General features: G+C 40.6%; 20 protein-coding genes. 5 read left to right on the plus strand and 15 right to left on the minus strand.

Translation table 11 applies throughout. The annotated features are described in order from the left end of the window. Nucleotides 1-183: 183 nt before the first annotated feature. Nucleotides 184-1,593 (minus strand): hypothetical protein, encoded by a 1,410-nt coding sequence (locus tag KYJ26_RS19195; RefSeq protein WP_219169071.1) that lies wholly within the window; start codon nucleotides 1,591-1,593, stop codon nucleotides 184-186. 165 nt (nucleotides 1,594-1,758) lie between these two features. On the opposite strand from KYJ26_RS19195, the gene KYJ26_RS19200 reads away from it, so the two are divergent. Then, nucleotides 1,759-2,148, plus strand: coding sequence for a DUF7147 family protein (locus KYJ26_RS19200; RefSeq protein WP_219169073.1), 390 nt, complete (start codon nucleotides 1,759-1,761; stop codon nucleotides 2,146-2,148). 60 nt (nucleotides 2,149-2,208) lie between these two features. On the opposite strand, the gene KYJ26_RS19205 is transcribed toward KYJ26_RS19200, so the two are convergent. Next, nucleotides 2,209-2,484, minus strand: a complete 276-nt coding sequence (locus KYJ26_RS19205; RefSeq protein ID WP_044337505.1) for a YlbG family protein — start codon at nucleotides 2,482-2,484, stop codon at nucleotides 2,209-2,211. 139 nt (nucleotides 2,485-2,623) lie between these two features. On the opposite strand from KYJ26_RS19205, the gene KYJ26_RS19210 reads away from it, so the two are divergent. After that, nucleotides 2,624-2,938 carry a hypothetical protein gene (locus KYJ26_RS19210; protein ID WP_219169075.1) on the plus strand — a complete coding sequence of 105 codons (315 nt, stop codon included), beginning with the start codon at nucleotides 2,624-2,626 and terminating at the stop codon, nucleotides 2,936-2,938. Between the two features lie 59 nt (nucleotides 2,939-2,997). Here the strand turns inward: KYJ26_RS19210 and KYJ26_RS19215 are convergent, their stop codons facing one another. From KYJ26_RS19215 to KYJ26_RS19230, 4 genes are all read right to left on the minus strand, one after another. Then, nucleotides 2,998-3,444, minus strand: a complete 447-nt coding sequence (locus tag KYJ26_RS19215; RefSeq protein WP_219169077.1) for a YlbF/YmcA family competence regulator — start codon at nucleotides 3,442-3,444, stop codon at nucleotides 2,998-3,000. A 119-nt stretch (nucleotides 3,445-3,563) separates the two neighbouring features. Beyond that, nucleotides 3,564-3,956 (minus strand): lipoprotein, encoded by a 393-nt coding sequence (locus KYJ26_RS19220; protein WP_219169078.1) that lies wholly within the window; start codon nucleotides 3,954-3,956, stop codon nucleotides 3,564-3,566. A 104-nt stretch (nucleotides 3,957-4,060) separates the two neighbouring features. Continuing rightward, nucleotides 4,061-4,303, minus strand: a complete 243-nt coding sequence (locus KYJ26_RS19225) for a YlbE-like family protein (protein WP_219169079.1) — start codon at nucleotides 4,301-4,303, stop codon at nucleotides 4,061-4,063. Between the two features lie 13 nt (nucleotides 4,304-4,316). Further along, a complete protein-coding gene (locus KYJ26_RS19230; RefSeq protein ID WP_219169081.1) occupies nucleotides 4,317-4,739 on the minus strand; it encodes a YlbD family protein in 423 nt (140 codons plus the stop codon). Between the two features lie 162 nt (nucleotides 4,740-4,901). Between KYJ26_RS19230 and KYJ26_RS19235 the strand changes: the two genes are divergently transcribed. Further along, complete coding sequence (locus tag KYJ26_RS19235; RefSeq protein ID WP_219169083.1) at nucleotides 4,902-5,399, plus strand: PaaI family thioesterase; 498 nt, start codon at nucleotides 4,902-4,904, stop codon at nucleotides 5,397-5,399. Nucleotides 5,400-5,447: 48 nt separating this feature from the next. Here KYJ26_RS19235 and KYJ26_RS19240 read toward each other — a convergent pair whose 3' ends face one another. Beyond that, on the minus strand, nucleotides 5,448-6,491 hold the full coding sequence (locus tag KYJ26_RS19240) for a CAP domain-containing protein (protein WP_257475126.1): 1,044 nt from the start codon (nucleotides 6,489-6,491) through the stop codon (nucleotides 5,448-5,450). Between the two features lie 218 nt (nucleotides 6,492-6,709). Beyond that, nucleotides 6,710-7,144, minus strand: coding sequence for a CBS domain-containing protein (locus KYJ26_RS19245; protein WP_219169085.1), 435 nt, complete (start codon nucleotides 7,142-7,144; stop codon nucleotides 6,710-6,712). A gap of 250 nt (nucleotides 7,145-7,394) precedes the next feature. Between KYJ26_RS19245 and KYJ26_RS19250 the strand changes: the two genes are divergently transcribed. Together KYJ26_RS19250 and ytvI are read left to right on the plus strand one after the other, a co-directional pair. Then, nucleotides 7,395-7,754 (plus strand): YugN family protein, encoded by a 360-nt coding sequence (locus tag KYJ26_RS19250; RefSeq protein WP_219169088.1) that lies wholly within the window; start codon nucleotides 7,395-7,397, stop codon nucleotides 7,752-7,754. A 192-nt stretch (nucleotides 7,755-7,946) separates the two neighbouring features. Continuing rightward, complete coding sequence (ytvI, locus tag KYJ26_RS19255) at nucleotides 7,947-9,005, plus strand: sporulation integral membrane protein YtvI (protein ID WP_219169089.1); 1,059 nt, start codon at nucleotides 7,947-7,949, stop codon at nucleotides 9,003-9,005. A 120-nt stretch (nucleotides 9,006-9,125) separates the two neighbouring features. Here the strand turns inward: ytvI and KYJ26_RS19260 are convergent, their stop codons facing one another. The 7 genes from KYJ26_RS19260 to cyoE all read right to left on the minus strand — a co-directional run bounded on the left by KYJ26_RS19260 (nucleotide 9,126) and on the right by cyoE (nucleotide 15,854). Beyond that, nucleotides 9,126-9,587 (minus strand): DUF420 domain-containing protein, encoded by a 462-nt coding sequence (locus tag KYJ26_RS19260; protein WP_219169091.1) that lies wholly within the window; start codon nucleotides 9,585-9,587, stop codon nucleotides 9,126-9,128. 112 nt (nucleotides 9,588-9,699) lie between these two features. Beyond that, nucleotides 9,700-10,608 carry a cytochrome c oxidase assembly factor CtaG gene (ctaG, locus tag KYJ26_RS19265; RefSeq protein WP_219169093.1) on the minus strand — a complete coding sequence of 303 codons (909 nt, stop codon included), beginning with the start codon at nucleotides 10,606-10,608 and terminating at the stop codon, nucleotides 9,700-9,702. A 288-nt stretch (nucleotides 10,609-10,896) separates the two neighbouring features. Continuing rightward, on the minus strand, nucleotides 10,897-11,229 hold the full coding sequence (ctaF, locus tag KYJ26_RS19270) for a cytochrome c oxidase subunit IVB (protein WP_159361829.1): 333 nt from the start codon (nucleotides 11,227-11,229) through the stop codon (nucleotides 10,897-10,899). A gap of 4 nt (nucleotides 11,230-11,233) precedes the next feature. Next, nucleotides 11,234-11,863 (minus strand): cytochrome (ubi)quinol oxidase subunit III, encoded by a 630-nt coding sequence (locus KYJ26_RS19275; RefSeq protein WP_219169095.1) that lies wholly within the window; start codon nucleotides 11,861-11,863, stop codon nucleotides 11,234-11,236. Continuing rightward, on the minus strand, nucleotides 11,863-13,680 hold the full coding sequence (gene ctaD, locus KYJ26_RS19280; RefSeq protein ID WP_257475149.1) for a cytochrome c oxidase subunit I: 1,818 nt from the start codon (nucleotides 13,678-13,680) through the stop codon (nucleotides 11,863-11,865). The genes KYJ26_RS19275 and ctaD overlap by 1 nt, the downstream gene beginning before the upstream one ends. An 80-nt stretch (nucleotides 13,681-13,760) precedes the next feature. Continuing rightward, the gene (gene coxB, locus KYJ26_RS19285) at nucleotides 13,761-14,837 is read right to left on the minus strand and encodes a cytochrome c oxidase subunit II (RefSeq protein WP_219169097.1); all 1,077 of its coding nucleotides are present in this window, start codon (nucleotides 14,835-14,837) and stop codon (nucleotides 13,761-13,763) included. Nucleotides 14,838-14,939: 102 nt separating this feature from the next. Further along, on the minus strand, nucleotides 14,940-15,854 hold the full coding sequence (cyoE, locus tag KYJ26_RS19290) for a heme o synthase (RefSeq protein ID WP_219169099.1): 915 nt from the start codon (nucleotides 15,852-15,854) through the stop codon (nucleotides 14,940-14,942). Nucleotides 15,855-16,149 lie beyond the last annotated feature (295 nt).

Consider the following 16,149-nt stretch of genomic DNA (forward strand, 5'->3'; position numbering starts at 1 on the left):
AAATGTATAAAATCATTTTGATAGGTGATAATGAAAGTAACAGCATCCTAACTGATGTTGTTGCCAACCGCGGAGAAGACTTACGATTCCCCATAAGTTCTTCCTCCGGTTTCTCCTCTCCCTTTGCCTTCTTTCCAGTGATGGATATAGAAGGACCCTGCAGAATATTCTGCAGGGCTTTTTTTATGTTCCATTCGAAATGTTGATAACATTCTTTTCTTCCGACACATTCACCTTGAACAACTTCTCCAACCAATCGATATCTATATAAACTGAACTCCCTATCTTTTGAACCGGATTCTCGTGAGCACCGTAGATTTCTTCATTGTATATGAAAAAGTCTTCATTCACATAGAACCTTAATGTATTTCCACTTAATGATGTGAAATACTCACCGGGCTCCACTTCTTTCAACTCGATTCCTAAATCGTTAATGGTTTCGGTGAACTGAATGAACTCTTTTTGTTTATATGCTACATACGAGAGTTGTTTCGGTTCCTGATTCATCAAGATCGTTTTATTTCCTTTCAGGAAGAAAGGTTGCTTCTCATCTCTGTTCACATTTTCTTCAAAAAATGTGGTCGTAAGCCCTGTCACTCTGCTGAGGGCATTATCCAGGATTGAAGGTTCAACTGTTTGATTTTTGACCATTCGCCTGAGATCATTCCATTCAGACAGACTTAAACCGTCTTTTAACTGTTTATATGCCCAGGCAGATTCACCAGCGGGGGGAACCTCGTTTAGAAGAAGGCCTACTACCAATTCCCTTAACCAAATCATGTCGTCTCCCGCATTTAATGTTTGATATAACAAACTTCTCCTGATATTTCTCACGGCTTCTCCTCCAGATGCATCATCCATGATGATCAGGTTAGAAGAGAAAAAGGGTTTGATATTCTTCGATAAGATGACGGTGACAAAACCATTATCGGAGTCGAAAGAAGCCAGTTGATCGGTTAAGCCGGATCGGTCAATGTCCTTCCCCAACACCCTTACAGATGAATAGTCTTTTGCTTTCCAGGCTTCTTTTGTCCACAGTAAGGCTGAGGGACCACCTTTACCACTGAAGGAATAATAATCGATATAATTCATTTTTTTAACGTTTGCAGATGAATACCCTGCTACCCATTTTCCAGTTCTAAGGCTCTTTTCGGATAACTGAATTGAGGTACTGGAAGTCGAAACATCAGAAAGTACAGGAAACCAGTTCCCTAATAATAGATAACCCGCATCGGGGGATTGGTTTATAGAATACGTAATGATGATTTCCTGTGGAACCTGTTTAGGTACCCTTAATTGAAATACTCCGTTTTCTTTCGTCAGACAATTCTTTCCTTCTGTATCTTTGCACGTGAAATTCCCTGCCCTCTCCGGCCATAATATCGGAATGGGATCAGATATTCCCGGCGGAAAATGAATGGTTTGGGTTATCTCAAATTTGCCTTCATTATGAATAATGGAGTAAGATTGATTGACTTTTACAATACCGGAATCTCCGGCACTTTCAGTACTAAAGCCCATCCATTGAAAGAAGAGAATCCCTGAACTAGTCAGAATCATGATGGAACACAATGTAATTAAAAACCGCTTCATACTCTACCCCTTACCGTGTAAGCTACTTAAAGAATAGCAGATATGAATGGAAAATGGTGCTACAAATTTATGAATTCTATAAGTGAAATACACATCTTTACTTATGACTGGATGTCTGAAATAATAAGAAATTGATTAACCAGGGAAGAAAAGGGGAATGAGATAATGATTCAACGATTTATTGAATTAGGAGAAGGCTATTCAGATATTTATGAGCTTTTGGAGCTTGCAAAAGCGAATAAAGAGCGTTTACAGCATATGCTCGCTTTCCATACCGTTGTGAATAACCGTGAGGTAACCTCTATCGCTCTTGCGATGAAACCTACAGAGGAAGGGAAATTCCAAGCGATTTATATATGTAGAGAAGGGATACCAAACCCTCATATTAAACCAAACCAGCGCTACTCTTTATTCGAGGAAACCGCCGCTTCGCTTGATAAAGTTATTATCCAGATGGATGTGAAGCCCTCGACTCTTTTTCCGGAAAACGTATTGTATTATCAACACCTTATTGCGATTCTGCGATTAAATCATTATATCCTGCCGTTACAGTAGATGTGAATTGCCCTTCACCAATGAAAAAAGCTGCCAAACATTTGTCTTTGGCAGCAATCACTAAAATCCCATTTTGTAATCATATTCCTTCGCTTTATCCGGTCGGGAATTTTCAAAAACGGACTTGATAAATGGCTTAAAGGAAGGATCTACTTTTTTCACATAAGAATACGTAGATATTCTCTCCATCACAGAGTCAATTTCATCCTGATTACAATACAGCACAACATATTTCATTTTCTTGGATACATAGTGGACATTTCCGAATCGCCTTAGGGACTTGGCATGCTTCAAACTATGTAACCAAACCACTAAACCTTGTCTTTCTGTTAACATATAGTTTCCCCTCTAGGAATCACTTTTTTATAAGTCTAGCATAATCATGCAGGGGTAAGCAATACGTAATGGTATGAACTTTCATTAAATAGAGCTTACAGTGAATACTACCTAATGAAGTAAAGAACGGAGGGCCACCATGGACTTGAATGTGATATGGGACTTTTTCATTGAACACCTGAATGAGGAGGACGGGATTGATGGGGCTTATGTTAAACGGAGCGCTGGAATCCCCTTCATCTATGTCCATTCCAATAAAGGGAAAAGTGATATTGAGTACTCCATTAAAAAATGGTCGGCTAAGGCCATGAGGGGAAAGAGACTGCATTCTGATACCATTTTCTTCAGAGAAAAAGAATCATTATATGTCTATCGGCACCGATTCTATGTTCCCCAGGAAAAAATGTTCTGCTGCGGAAATCTCTGCGTGGATTGTGTTCGATTAAAGCAGTAGTTTCTTCATGCTAAAACATGAAAAAGAGCAGACACGCATGTCCGCTCTTTTTATATGGTTTACGCCGAACAGCCACAGCTTCCGCCTGAACCGCATCCTCCCCCACAAGATCCTCCTCCGCTGAAGAAAGGATTACCTGAAGGGACCTTTACATTTTTAGATACAGAATGGCCAATTAACAAGCTTACTTGATCAAGGAGATCTTGTAACTCATTTTCAGCTCTGCGGAATTCCGCCACATTATCATCAAGATCCATTTCTCTTTTTACTTCCCTGATTTCTTTCATGATCGATTTGTAATCAGGATGATAACGGCCAAATCTCTGGACTTCTTCGTAACTCTCTTTCATGCGGGAAAAGGTTTGTACCTTCCGTTGAGTTTCAGAGTTATTACGCAGTTTATATAAAGACTTACGATAATTTTCTGCCACATCAGACTCTAATATCCACTGAGATAATTCGTCAGCTGAATCCAATATTTCCATTCTTTCTATAGTAGCAAGCATAATGCCCACCTCCGTAACAGTATTTTAACATGTTTAACGGATGGAAGCGAATAGGCTTACTCATTTTTTTATTTCCTACCCCATTTGCCTGTACCCAGGAATTTGAGGAAATACGCATTTTATTGAATCGTTACATAGAACTGCTCTTTCATTCCCAATGATTTGTTATTCTTTCCTACAATTTCAATATTGAGAAGATGCACACCTTTTGGTAACCCTTTAACGACAAAGGCAGCCGTATGGTATTCTTTATACAAATTCCCCGCAGTAGAACGGACGACAATTTTCCCTTTTTTTGCACCTTTTTTATCTGCAGTAAAGGTAACACCCGGCACGATACATTCTATATACACCTGATTTCCTTGGACCATATGTTTAACGGACAGGGCCTTTTGCTCAGGATTGGCAGCTTCAACTTTCTGTGTGAAAGAGAAACTTTCCGGTTCAGGCATTTTTTCCTTACAGCCGCTTAATATAATTACCAATCCGACGGTAAAAATGATTTTTTTCATTGTCTACACCACTCCTTACCTTTAGCCTTGCCCAACCGCTTCCTTTTTTACTCAAAATAATGAAAGGTCCGCTTTTACTGCTTTACGGCAAAAAAAATAGTACCTTAAGCATCGGCACTATTCATTGATTGAAACATACTGATCATCATGGAAGCCATTTGGACTCCATTAGAGAATTTTTGAACGCGGTGTGGAATCGTTTTTTGGAAATGATTAATAGACGCAATCTCGAACTTCTCTAATTCATTTGGATTTCGGGAAAGTGTGCGGTACCACATGGGTTGATCCCTCAAGAATAACTTCAGATCTTCTTTAGCATAAATATATTCAATGATGTCAGGCCTCATCTTCGTTTACCTCCTAATCTTTTCTGAAGGAGAATGGGTGTGAAGGTTTGGCGGGGGCTTCTGATTTAGTCGCTGTTCCTGATCCCCTGCTGTTACTTGATTGGAATTGACTGAGCACACCCTGAACCGTCCCAAGTGCTTCACTCAAGCTGTTAATATGTTGCTGCAGCTGATTGGCGTCCATTTTCTTCACCATTTCTCCCACTTGGTCCATCCATCCCCCTTTGCTTTCCGCATTTGTAGATGGCCTTTCATTTTCTTTTTCCGCTTCACTCTTATACTTATCCCATCTTGTGTCATCTTCCCCAAGCAAATACCAGTCTTCAAATAGATCTTGCCAATTAGCATCGCCGTTCCGGACATCTTTAACGATTTTCGGGTGCCTTTTCACAAATCCTTTAAATTCTTTGACTTTAGGGTGTAATGATTTACCCATCTATGAACACCTCCATTACAGGCATCTACCTATTACACTTTATGAAGAAATGAAAAGAATGGTGATACATTCCTTTTTGTAGTAATATTTACATGTATATTGGGCATTTATTTACTTAACAGTCACCATTGCCCCGTGAATACTTAAAAAGGATGTATGATCATGAAAGAACAAGTAGAAAATTTATTCAATGAATGCCTTTTAAGAGCTTCTGATGAAGATCTCCTAATCATTAAACAGCTCCTAGAAGGCGTGCAACGAAAACAAAATAACGAAAATGAATCAATCATCGGCGGGATTTTCGCTATGGATAGGGAAATGGAAGCCGGAAACCTCGAGATAAGCATCCCGATCACACCGGTTACATATAATTCATTGGAGATTGTTCATGGAGGTGTGACGGCCACTTTAGTTGATACGGCTATGGGAACCTTGGCGAATATGATGCTTCCTGAAGGATATGGTGCTGTCACAACGAACTTAAACGTGCATTACCTGGCACCTGGTGTAGGAGAACGACTATCTGCCCATGCGACAATCGTTCATCAAGGAAGCAAAACCATTGTAGTGGACGGAAAAGTTGTCAGTTCAGAAGGAAAAATCGTGGCACACTCGACTGGTTCCTTTTTTATCTTTAAAAAGCAGCAGGAAAAAGTATAAAAAAAAGAATAGGTGGGTTCCCATGTCAAACTTGGGAACCCACCTATTTTAATCTTCGTCTTCGACTTTCTCAATAAAATTCTGGGTATAAAACCTTTTGTATACTCCTACACCTAGATGCGTAAAATTTTGCTCCAACAAGATTTTACGGTGGCCTTCTGAATTGAGCCATCCGTGCACAGCTTCAGGGGCATCAGTATATTGCGAGGCAATATTTTCTCCTGCTGCCTTAAACCGCACATCTTTCTCTTCCAGGCGATGCGTCAGATCACCCAGGGTGGGTGAATCATGTGAGAAATAATCTTCGTCATACATCTCTTTGCTGTGTCCTCTCGCTACCTTGGCCGTTTCCTCATCCCACAGAAGGGTACCTTGTTCAAACTGATTCCTGATAACATTTGTAATTTCAAAAATCTGCTGTTCACTGGCAGCGTTAACTTTATCCCATTCATCTTCACTCGGTTCCATTTCCTCCGCCAGTTCACCACGATACATCATTTCATAAGGATGCATCTCAATCAATGTCGGACTGTCCAGAAAGCGGATGCTCGTCAGCCTGCCAGTGAATTTATCCAGATAAAGCTGAGCATAAATATTTCCAAGTGGGACGAGCAGACGTGTGTTCAGGTCTTCTTCGTTCAATTCAAATTGATAGGAACCTGACTCATCGTTCACCACGATTTCAGAATCGACGATTGTAAAACGGTAGATGTCCTCCAAACGCTGACCAAGCTTGTAGGGGGCAACATCTACCTGGTTTCCGATTGCATAGAGGGTGACTACTTTATGATTGACAACGCCCATTTGTATGTATTGTTTATTTGAAATCGGATACACCCACCATTCATACCCATAGGAACTCGGCTCTACTCTTTCAGGTTCACCGAATGCTTCTTTTACTTTTTTCGTGTCCTTGCCTATCCATACAGATAAGCCTGATGATGGTCTTTCCCCTGGTGTCTCGATCGTTTGATTCAGCTGATTGTCTTTGTTTTCCTTTAGAGTTTGGGTTTCTGGACCTTTTAATGGTTCGTTTTCCTGCTTTTGACCCTGATAAATACCAATAATTAAAATAATGACAAGAATGATCAAAATACGTAAAACCGTTCTCAGAATTTTCCCTCCTCTCTACTTTCTCTTTACGTTATATGCTGTCGCTCCTAGGAACAGTATACCATTAAAGTTGAAGTTCGAAATATCTACAATCAAGAATAGCATATTTCCCATCGTTCTAAAACTGCGCACTCTTCAATCCTTTCTTGTAAACGATTAAAGGGATGACCATGTTTATAACATGACCACCCCCGCAGTTAAAATGGCTTATTCCTGAAGTTGGACTCAGAAATATTCTCTAATGCCACATATGCCTGTTTCCCTAACGATTCCCTAATGGCCAGATCACCAAGAGAAATCATTCCCACTAATCGTTCCCCTTCAACGACGGGAAGCCTCCTGATCTGATTTTCAGCCATGATGTGTGCAGCTTCATCTGCTGATGTCTCAGGTCCTGCAACAATTAAATGTGTGCTCATAATATCTTCCACCTTTGAGGAAGCCGGATGCTTTTCTGCAATGCACCTGAGGACGATATCCCTGTCGGTCATCACTCCCACGATTTTCTCTCCATCCACGATGGGAATGGATCCAATATTGTGTTCTTTCATTTTAAGAGCAACTTCAAACACATTATCGAGTAACGTACAGGTTTCAACTTCTTTGGTCATTATATCCTTGATTTTACTCAAATTCATCATCCTCCTACACATGAACATTTGCTCTTCTATTTTTATACTTTCTGTAAGAAGATATTCACCTTAAAAAAAATCACCCTATTCAAATGATTCAAGACATTGCAAGATAAAGATTTTTCCACTATTATAAAGAATGAGAAATACTGCATTTAGTATCAATGTACATACACCGATATAAATGCTTCTACCATACGGAAAGCATGAGGAGGATTCTTCATGCAAGCCAATATAGGAGGAAAAGATTATGCGTTTTGAAGCAACTGAATTTGAAAGCTTAAAAGTCGATTTAAACCGATTAGATGAAATCATGGAATCTCATGGATTGGTCCGTGCAGGACAGTGGGACTATGAGCGCGTGACTTATGATCGCAAATTCGAAATAAGAGAAGGCATCTTTTATTTACGCATCCAGGGACTGGCAGTGGAAGGCGATGTGGGGAAGCATGACGCCGTTATTCAATTAATGACACCTCTGCTTGGTAAACATTACTACCCACATGGAGTGGAATATGGTGAAGGTGAAGAATTCCCTAAACATCTTGTCACTACATGTGAAAAGCTATTAGCAGATGTTAAGAAAGATGCAACGAACTTCGCATGGTAATTTGCTTTAGACTGTCTGTCCTGCAGACAGTCTTTTCTTTATTGTCTTCTCTTTATCATGTTCCTCAACCATCCATCAAACTTGAAGAATGGTTACAAAACCTTCAAAATTTCACTTTCTTCCCACTGTTCATTCTTCTCTGACTCTAATATAATGATAAGTAAGAGGTTCCTGTTAGAAAGGGGTACACAATTGTCCAAGTTTTTCACTAAAAAAGTATTAATGATCACCTTGATCATCTTACTGATAGCATTAATCGCCTTTTTTATACTTCCGGTTTCCGTAACTTTGATTACTGCGATCATCACCGCACTATTTCTCGAGCCTGCTGTGGGCTTTATTCAAAGACGATTTTCAACTAAACGGAGGTTCGCGGTTCTTTCCGTTTTTATTCTATTTTTGCTCCTCATTAGCGTTTCCTCATTTTTCGTCACCACTAAAGTGGTTGGAGAAGGAATCAAGCTTATCGAAGATGCACCCAAATACGTTAATCAATTAAGCGATATATGGCTCGATTATGAAGACCGATTGCTGAATGCAACAGAAGATCTTCCCGATGAACTCGTCAAGAGCTTTAGTGAAGACGTCCAAAGCTTTCTAAACAGCGGGAAAACGAAAATCCTTAATTCTTTCAATATTGAAAGAATCAGCCTTTTTTTATCGTATATCCCGAATTATCTTGTAAGCTTTCTCGTCTATTTGATCGCTCTATTTCTATTCATGCTGGACTTACCCCGGATCAAGAGATCCATTTATGGTCATTTGACAGAACGAACTGCTGAAAAAGTTACCTTTATGACGTCAAGACTTACATACGTCATTTTCGGATTCTTTAAAGCGCAATTTCTGGTAAGCATCATCATCTTTATCGTATCCTTGATCGGACTTCTTTTCATTTCTCCTGACGTGGCAATCGTCATGTCGATCATTATTTGGATAATTGATTTCATCCCACTGATCGGATCAATCGTCGTGTTGGGTCCTTGGGCAATCTTCCATCTGTTGACGGGAAACATCGCTCTCGGAACTCAATTGGCCGTTTTGGCCGCCATCCTTCTGATCATCAGGAGAACCGTCGAGCCAAAGGTGATGGGAAGCCATATCGGACTATCCCCACTTGCTACACTGATCGCCATGTATCTCGGCCTGAAACTCTTTGGGGTATTAGGATTCATCATAGGTCCATTATTACTCATTGTGTTTAACTCAGCGAAAGAAGCAGGTATCATCAAAACCAACTTTAAATTATAAAAGGACAAATCCCGGGGTTCTGGGATTTGTCCTTTTTATATCTTCTTGGAGAATCTGTCTTCGAACGCAAATATCCCTAATAAAAAACCTACTATGTGCAACCACATAATAGGTTTTGGTTTAATAACCGAGAATGGCTCTGATGACTGATGTCGTCTCTCCGCCCTTGTAAAAAACATAAAGAAGCATATAGACCGCGACACCCGTGATGGCCGTGAAGAACCAGATGAAGCTTGTAATCGGGCCAAGCTTACGATGCTTTTTAAGCTGGTCTTTATACCCTGTCCATAGGCTCAGGATACCAAATACGGCGCCAACCGTGGCCAATGTAATATGAAAGACCAGGAAGACCGTATAATAAAGCTTTATGTCGTCAGGACCACCGAACGATGTGTTTCCGACAAAAATCGTCCTGCTCAGATAAATAACGAAAAAGATAAGGGCAAAGATTCCCGCGAGTGTCATCGTTTTCTGATGTTGTTCAATCTTTCTCTGTTTAATCTGCCACCATCCTATCGCCACAGTGACAGCACTTAACACGATAAAGCTCGTGCTTATTGTAGGTAATATAGGTAAATCCATCTCTTTTCCTCTCTTTTCTAAAAAATGCTAGCATGAGTTAATTTTAAAACCCGGATAGTTGAACGCTATGTATGTACAGGCATAACTTCACCTGGGCTACACCTGTATCATTTCATTGCTCCTGTAAGGGTGAATCTGCTACAGGTTCATAGGAATGCTTCTCCTGCTGCTCCTGGTCCTTTTTGTACCACTGGAAGAATAAATTGAAAAGAACCACACCAAACACGATTTCCTGAACAATTTTCATCAACACTCCACCAAGCTGTTGATCATTAAGTGTTGACATGGAAGTAAATAATTCCGGTCCTGTCAGTGTCAGGCCTTCAAGTGTATTCACCGGTACACAAAGAGACAACGCTTTAAGCCATTCATTTGGATCATAGTACGTTGCATACATCGGATTTTCCGCAAAAATGATTAACCCGCATGCCGGTGTCAATAATACGGCACTACCCAATATATAACCAATGCGTTTTAATCCACTTAATTCAATATCTTCATCCACTGGATTGATCAATGGCCACCACATAAATACCGCTAGAAGGAATAATATGAAAGTGGTCAATCCATGGAGAGTCACATCCGTTCGTACGTTATCAAAGACTAACGGGATATGATAGATGGAAAAAACCAAGTTGAATGACAATAAGGAGATCAGCGGCTTTGTCATAAAGCTGAATACCGACTTGACAACCGGCAGTTCAATCGTGGCTTTCCAAACCCAAGTTGGTATACCCAAAATCAATAATGGCGTGAAGACTAGATATAAAAATGCCATCTGTGTCATATGAGCAGAAAACAATATCCCACTAAGTACCTCTACAGGAGAGCCTTTAATCGCATAAAGCAAAACCATCGATACTATAAAAAATGCCGCTTCTTTTCCCGTCAATTTTCTATTATCCTTAAAACTGTCCCTCCACTTGATCGTGATCAAAAAGTAGAGTACAGTCAAAAACACCAACGTCATGAGAAAAAAAGGGCTCCATAACGCCATAAACCCAAAAATAGCCAAATGCATCTTCTCACCTCATTTCACAATTAACACCTACCCCCATTATACTGACAACCCTCCCCCACTTCAATCTAAGGTAATGACAAGTTCATGAACAATTAGAAAAGCGAAGGCGGCTTGGGCAGGCCCGACAAGCATAAGTCGAATCAACCGGAATGGCGCTCTTTGCCATTTTGGTTGATTTGACTTATGACCTCGAGGGACTAGCCGCCGGAGCTGGACAATGAAAAGCGGAGCCGACTGGGTTGGCCCGACAAGCACGAAAAAAAGCCAGCCAAAAGGCTGACTTTTTCTTTAGATCCATACAATTGTTAAAAATGTTAACACTGTGATAAATGCAACAAGTGCACCGGAATACAGGAACAATGATGGTGCTTCATGACCTTTATGACTCATGTGCATGAAGTAATAAAGTTGAAAAACCAGTTGAACGACGGCAAGTAAGAGAATGAATGGTACCACGAAGTACTTATCAAAATCCCCTGCCACTGCAATAAAGGCCACCAATGTTAAGAAAATCATTAACATGAATGATGTTAACTGCATTCTCATGTCTTCTGCATTCTTCTTACGACGGTATTCGTAATCTACACTTGGGTTACCTGAAGTTGATTGTTGATTCGCCATCAGTTTATCCCACCATTCCCATTAAGTATACTACTGTAAAGATAAATACCCATACAACGTCGATAAAGTGCCAATATAGTGAAGCTAAATAGAACTTCGGAGCATTGTATAGATTTAAACCACGTTTTGCATTACGAAGCATCAAGCTTACAATCCATAGAAGACCGAAAGCAACGTGTCCCCCGTGGAAACCTACAAGAGTGTAAAAGGCTGAACCAAATGCACTACTAGTAAAAGTATGCCCGTATTCATGTACGTAATGATTAAACTCGTAAATCTCCAATCCAAGGAATCCGGCACCGAGGAGAACAGTAATCAATAACCAGGCCTGCATCCGTTGGAAATTATAGTTCTTCATATGATACATCGCATACACACTTGTCAGTGAGCTTGTTAAAAGAAGCATCGTTGCTAAAAACGATAGCGGTAAATCAAATAAATCCGTTGTAAGTGCATGACTGTCACTTGGAACTTTATTTTTAAGAGCTAAGTACGTTGCGAATAGAGATCCGAAAAGTACTGTTTCTCCACCAAGGAAAAACCAGAAGCCCATAAATTTATTTTTCCCCTCAAGGGTAGCCTTTTCAGGGGAGGCCGGCCAGGTCTTTGGCGTGAACTTTTCTTCAGCGTGCATTATGCCTTACCCCCTTTATCGTCATCCATTAAATCTTCTTTGTGTACATGATACCCATGATCGTCCAATACAGAACGCAGGAACATGGATCCCAATGTAATCAACATACCGATGACTAGTACCGGCAGTGCCCATGCTTTATCATCAACGTGGTACATTGCACCGAATGCTGCAATGAACAATCCAAGTGAGATGAAGAAAGGAAGAATGGAGTTATTCGGCATATGGATATCACCGATAGGCTCAGCAGGAGTTAATCCTTTGTTGCCTTCCATTTTCTCTAACCAATAAGCGTCCAGACCACGGATAAGCGGAGTTTGCTTAAAGTTGTAGAATGGTGGTGGTGACGGGATCGCCCATTCGATGGTACGTCCATCTCCCCAAGGGTCATTGGCTACCTTCACTCCTTTAACTTGAGTGACAATAATATTAATCACATAAACGATGACGGCTACGCCCATGAATCCGGCACCGATGGAACTTACTAAGTTTGCCGTTTCGAATCCTTGACCAGGCAAGAACGTCCAAACACGGCGAGGCATTCCCATAAGTCCAAGGAAATGCTGAATGAAGAAAGTCAAATGGAATCCGATAAAGAACAACCAGAAAGCAATCTTCCCTAAGAAGTCATTTAACATCGTTCCAAACATTTTAGGCCAGTAATAGTGTGTACCTGCCAATAGGGCAAATACTACTCCACCTACGATAACGTAATGGAAATGGGCTACTACAAAATACGTATCATGGAACTGATAATCTGCCGCTGCAGAAGCCAGCATGATTCCTGTTACCCCACCCGCTACGAATGTAGGAATGAAAGCTACAGCATAAAGCATCGGAGTCGTGAATGTTAAACTTCCTCCCCACATGGTAAGGACCCAGTTAAAGATCTTTATACCTGTTGGGACGGCGATGGCCATAGTCGCTACAGCGAAAATAGCATTCGCGATTGGTCCTAATCCTACTGTGAACATATGGTGAGCCCATACCATGAATCCTAAGAAACCGATCAATACGGTCGCAAATACCATGGATGAGTAACCAAATAAGCGTTTTCTAGAGAAATGTGGAATGATCTCAGAGAAAATTCCGAATGCCGGTAATACTAGGATGTATACCTCAGGGTGACCAAAGATCCAGAAGAAGTGCTCCCAGATAATTGTATTCCCTCCATTCGCTACATCGAAGAAATTCGCTCCGAACATACGATCAAATAACATTAGGAAAAGTCCTACCGTTAATGCCGGAAACGCGAAAAGAATAAGTGCAGATGTAACAAACACTGTCCAAGTGAATAATGGCATACGCATATATGTCATTCCTGGAGCACGCATATTAATGATGGTAACAAGGAAGTTGATACCACCTATCAGCGTACCTGCACCGGCTATCTGTAACCCGAGTACATAGAAGTCGATTCCGTGACCGGGTGATGCCATGGATAGAGATGCATATGAAGTCCATCCTGCATCTGGTGCTCCTCCCATGAACCATGAAAGATTCAGGAATACCCCTCCTAAGAAGAATAACCAGAACCCTAATGAGTTCACGAAAGGAAACGCAACGTCACGAGCGCCGATCTGCAATGGTACGACTGCATTCATGAACGCAAATATTAGTGGCATTGCAGCCAAGAATATCATCGTTGTACCGTGCATGGTTAATAGTTCGTTGTATAAACCCGCACTAACAAAATCATTGTTAGGAACTGCAAGTTGTATACGAATGATAAGAGCTTCCAAACCACCGACAAGGAAGAAGAATCCTCCTGCCATTAGGTAAAGGATGGCGATCTTTTTATGGTCCACTGTTGTCATGTAGTCCCATACAGTCGCGCCGAAGCCTTTTTTCTGTGCATAGCTACTCACGATTAAACCTCCCTTTTACTAATCCCCAATTAATCTTGAACCTTTAAGCCCATTAAATACTCTGCAAGTGCATCGATTTCATCTTCCTGCAGGTTTCCATATGTACCTGTCATCTTATTGCCTGGTTTGTACTGCTCAGGGTCGGAAATCCAATTTTTCAACTCTTCTTCGTTATGATCTAATATTCCGGCAATACGGGAACGCTCACCGAAGTTAGATAAGTTTGGTGCCAGTCGAGCTGATTCAGGTCTTCCATCCTGTGGTGATACTGCATGGCAGCTTAAGCATTTTTTGTTGAAGATTTCTTGTCCTTGTTGTGCTACATCAGAAGTCGGTTTCGGCTCCCCTGCATTTTTCATATCTTCAACCCATGCTGTGAATTCTTCTTTAGGAAGCGCTTTAACTTTAAAGTCCATTAAAGCATGTGAAGGACCGCAAAGCTCCGCACATTTACCATAGAATAATCCGCCTGCCTCTTTAGACTTATCCCCGTCAAACTCAAGGAAGAATGTATTCACACCATCAACGTTTGTATCAATCTTTCCTCCTGCAGCAGGAATCCAGAATGAGTGTTTTACATCTGAAGCTGTCACATTGAAATATACTTTCTGATCTGTTGGGACAACTAAATCTTGAGATGTGATAATCTTTTCATCAGGATATTCGAATTCCCACCAGTAAAGGTTGGCACGTACATTCACGACTAATGCATCACGATTGCCGTCTGCATCCTTTTTATCCATTGCCTTTGTATCCGCTAACTCGAATGTTGCTGTAACAGTAGGGACGGCCAGGATAATAAGAAGAATGATCGGAATAACGGTCCACACGATTTCAAGTGTGTGACTTCCTTCTACTTGCTTAGGGATTTTTGTATCCCCTTTCTTTCTACGGAAACGAACAATCGCAACCATATAGACAGCGATGACTACAATGATGACCAATACCATAATTAATGTTGCAAGTATCATCAAATCATATTGTGTCTGTGCAACTTCACCGGCTGGCTGCAATGTGGAGAGAAATGGCTCTCCACAGCCAGAAAGAACCAGCGCTAACATTGCTAGAATTGAGAATAAGCGCCACTTAGATAGCCTTGCTTTCATAGCTTAATCAAACCCCTCTTTCATGTAATGTACTTTGGAATAAAACAAGGACCCATAAAAATATCTATTTGGATTTCTTATCAGAAAGAATTCCCACTAATCTTAAAGTACCGTAACGATGACCATCGCTACGAACAAGATAGTCAAGTAGTTTAATGAATAAACGAACATAAGCTTTGACCACTTAATATCATCTTTCATCTTATAACCTGCCAATCCAAGTGCCAGCCAGCCAATATTAAAGGCTGTTGCAAGGACAAAGAAAAACATCCCGAGGTCCATCAAGAAGAACGGGAGTGGTAATAGTGCCGCAACCCAGGCTACGATATGATGCTTCGTAGTGGCGAACCCCTTCACTACTGGAAGCATAGGAATATTCGCTGCCCTGTATTCCTCCACTCTCTTCATCGCCAAAGCATAGAAATGGGGAGGCTGCCAGATGAACATCATCAGGAATAATACCCAAGCAATCACATCGAGGTTTGCATCAACAGCAGCCCAACCGATTAATGGCGGAACCGCACCTGAGATACTTCCTACAATCGTGTTACTCACATATTTTCTCTTTGACCACATTGTATATAATACAACATAACTAAATACCCCGATCAGCCCAATGACTCCTGCAGTGATGGTCGTCATGAATAACATGATGAGACCGACTGCAATCATGATTAACCCAAGGGTCAATGCTTTTGGTCCATTGATCTTACCTGTTACGGTAGGTCTTTCTTTCGTTCGTTCCATCAAGTGATCGATATCCCGATCATACACATTATTGATGGAGCAGGACCCCGCAATAATAAGGGAAGAACCTATCAACGTAAGAAACATGATATCCAGGGAATTCAGAAAGTGTGTATTCGTAAAATAAAAAGCTAACCACATACCTGTAAAGGTTGTAATTAAATTTGAATTAACGATCCCGATTTTAATGAGTGCCAAAAAATCTTTCCAAGCAGTTGAAGCTGTCACATCTGCTTTCTCAACGTCTGTCATGATTCGACTGTTAGACATTTTCTCTCTCCTCTCTATAAAAAGCAAAGAGGTTTGCTTCCACCTCTATACTATATAGGAAATGATTAACTATTTCTATATTCCTCTGTAAATTCATTCACAGATAAGAAATAGTATATATGCTATCAATATTATATTAAACCATATATTTTTTCCTTTTTGGGGGAGAATTAGACAATTATGTGAAGAAATTGTGAAGAAAGAAACACACACAGGTTTCTTCAAATTTCTACAAACATTTTAATCCCATCATACCACAAATCATGTCAAAGCGCTTACAGATTTTGTTTTTACG

The sequence above is a fragment of the Rossellomorea orangium genome (assembly GCF_019334305.1).
Taxonomy (GTDB): Bacteria; Bacillota; Bacilli; order Bacillales; family Bacillaceae_B; genus Rossellomorea.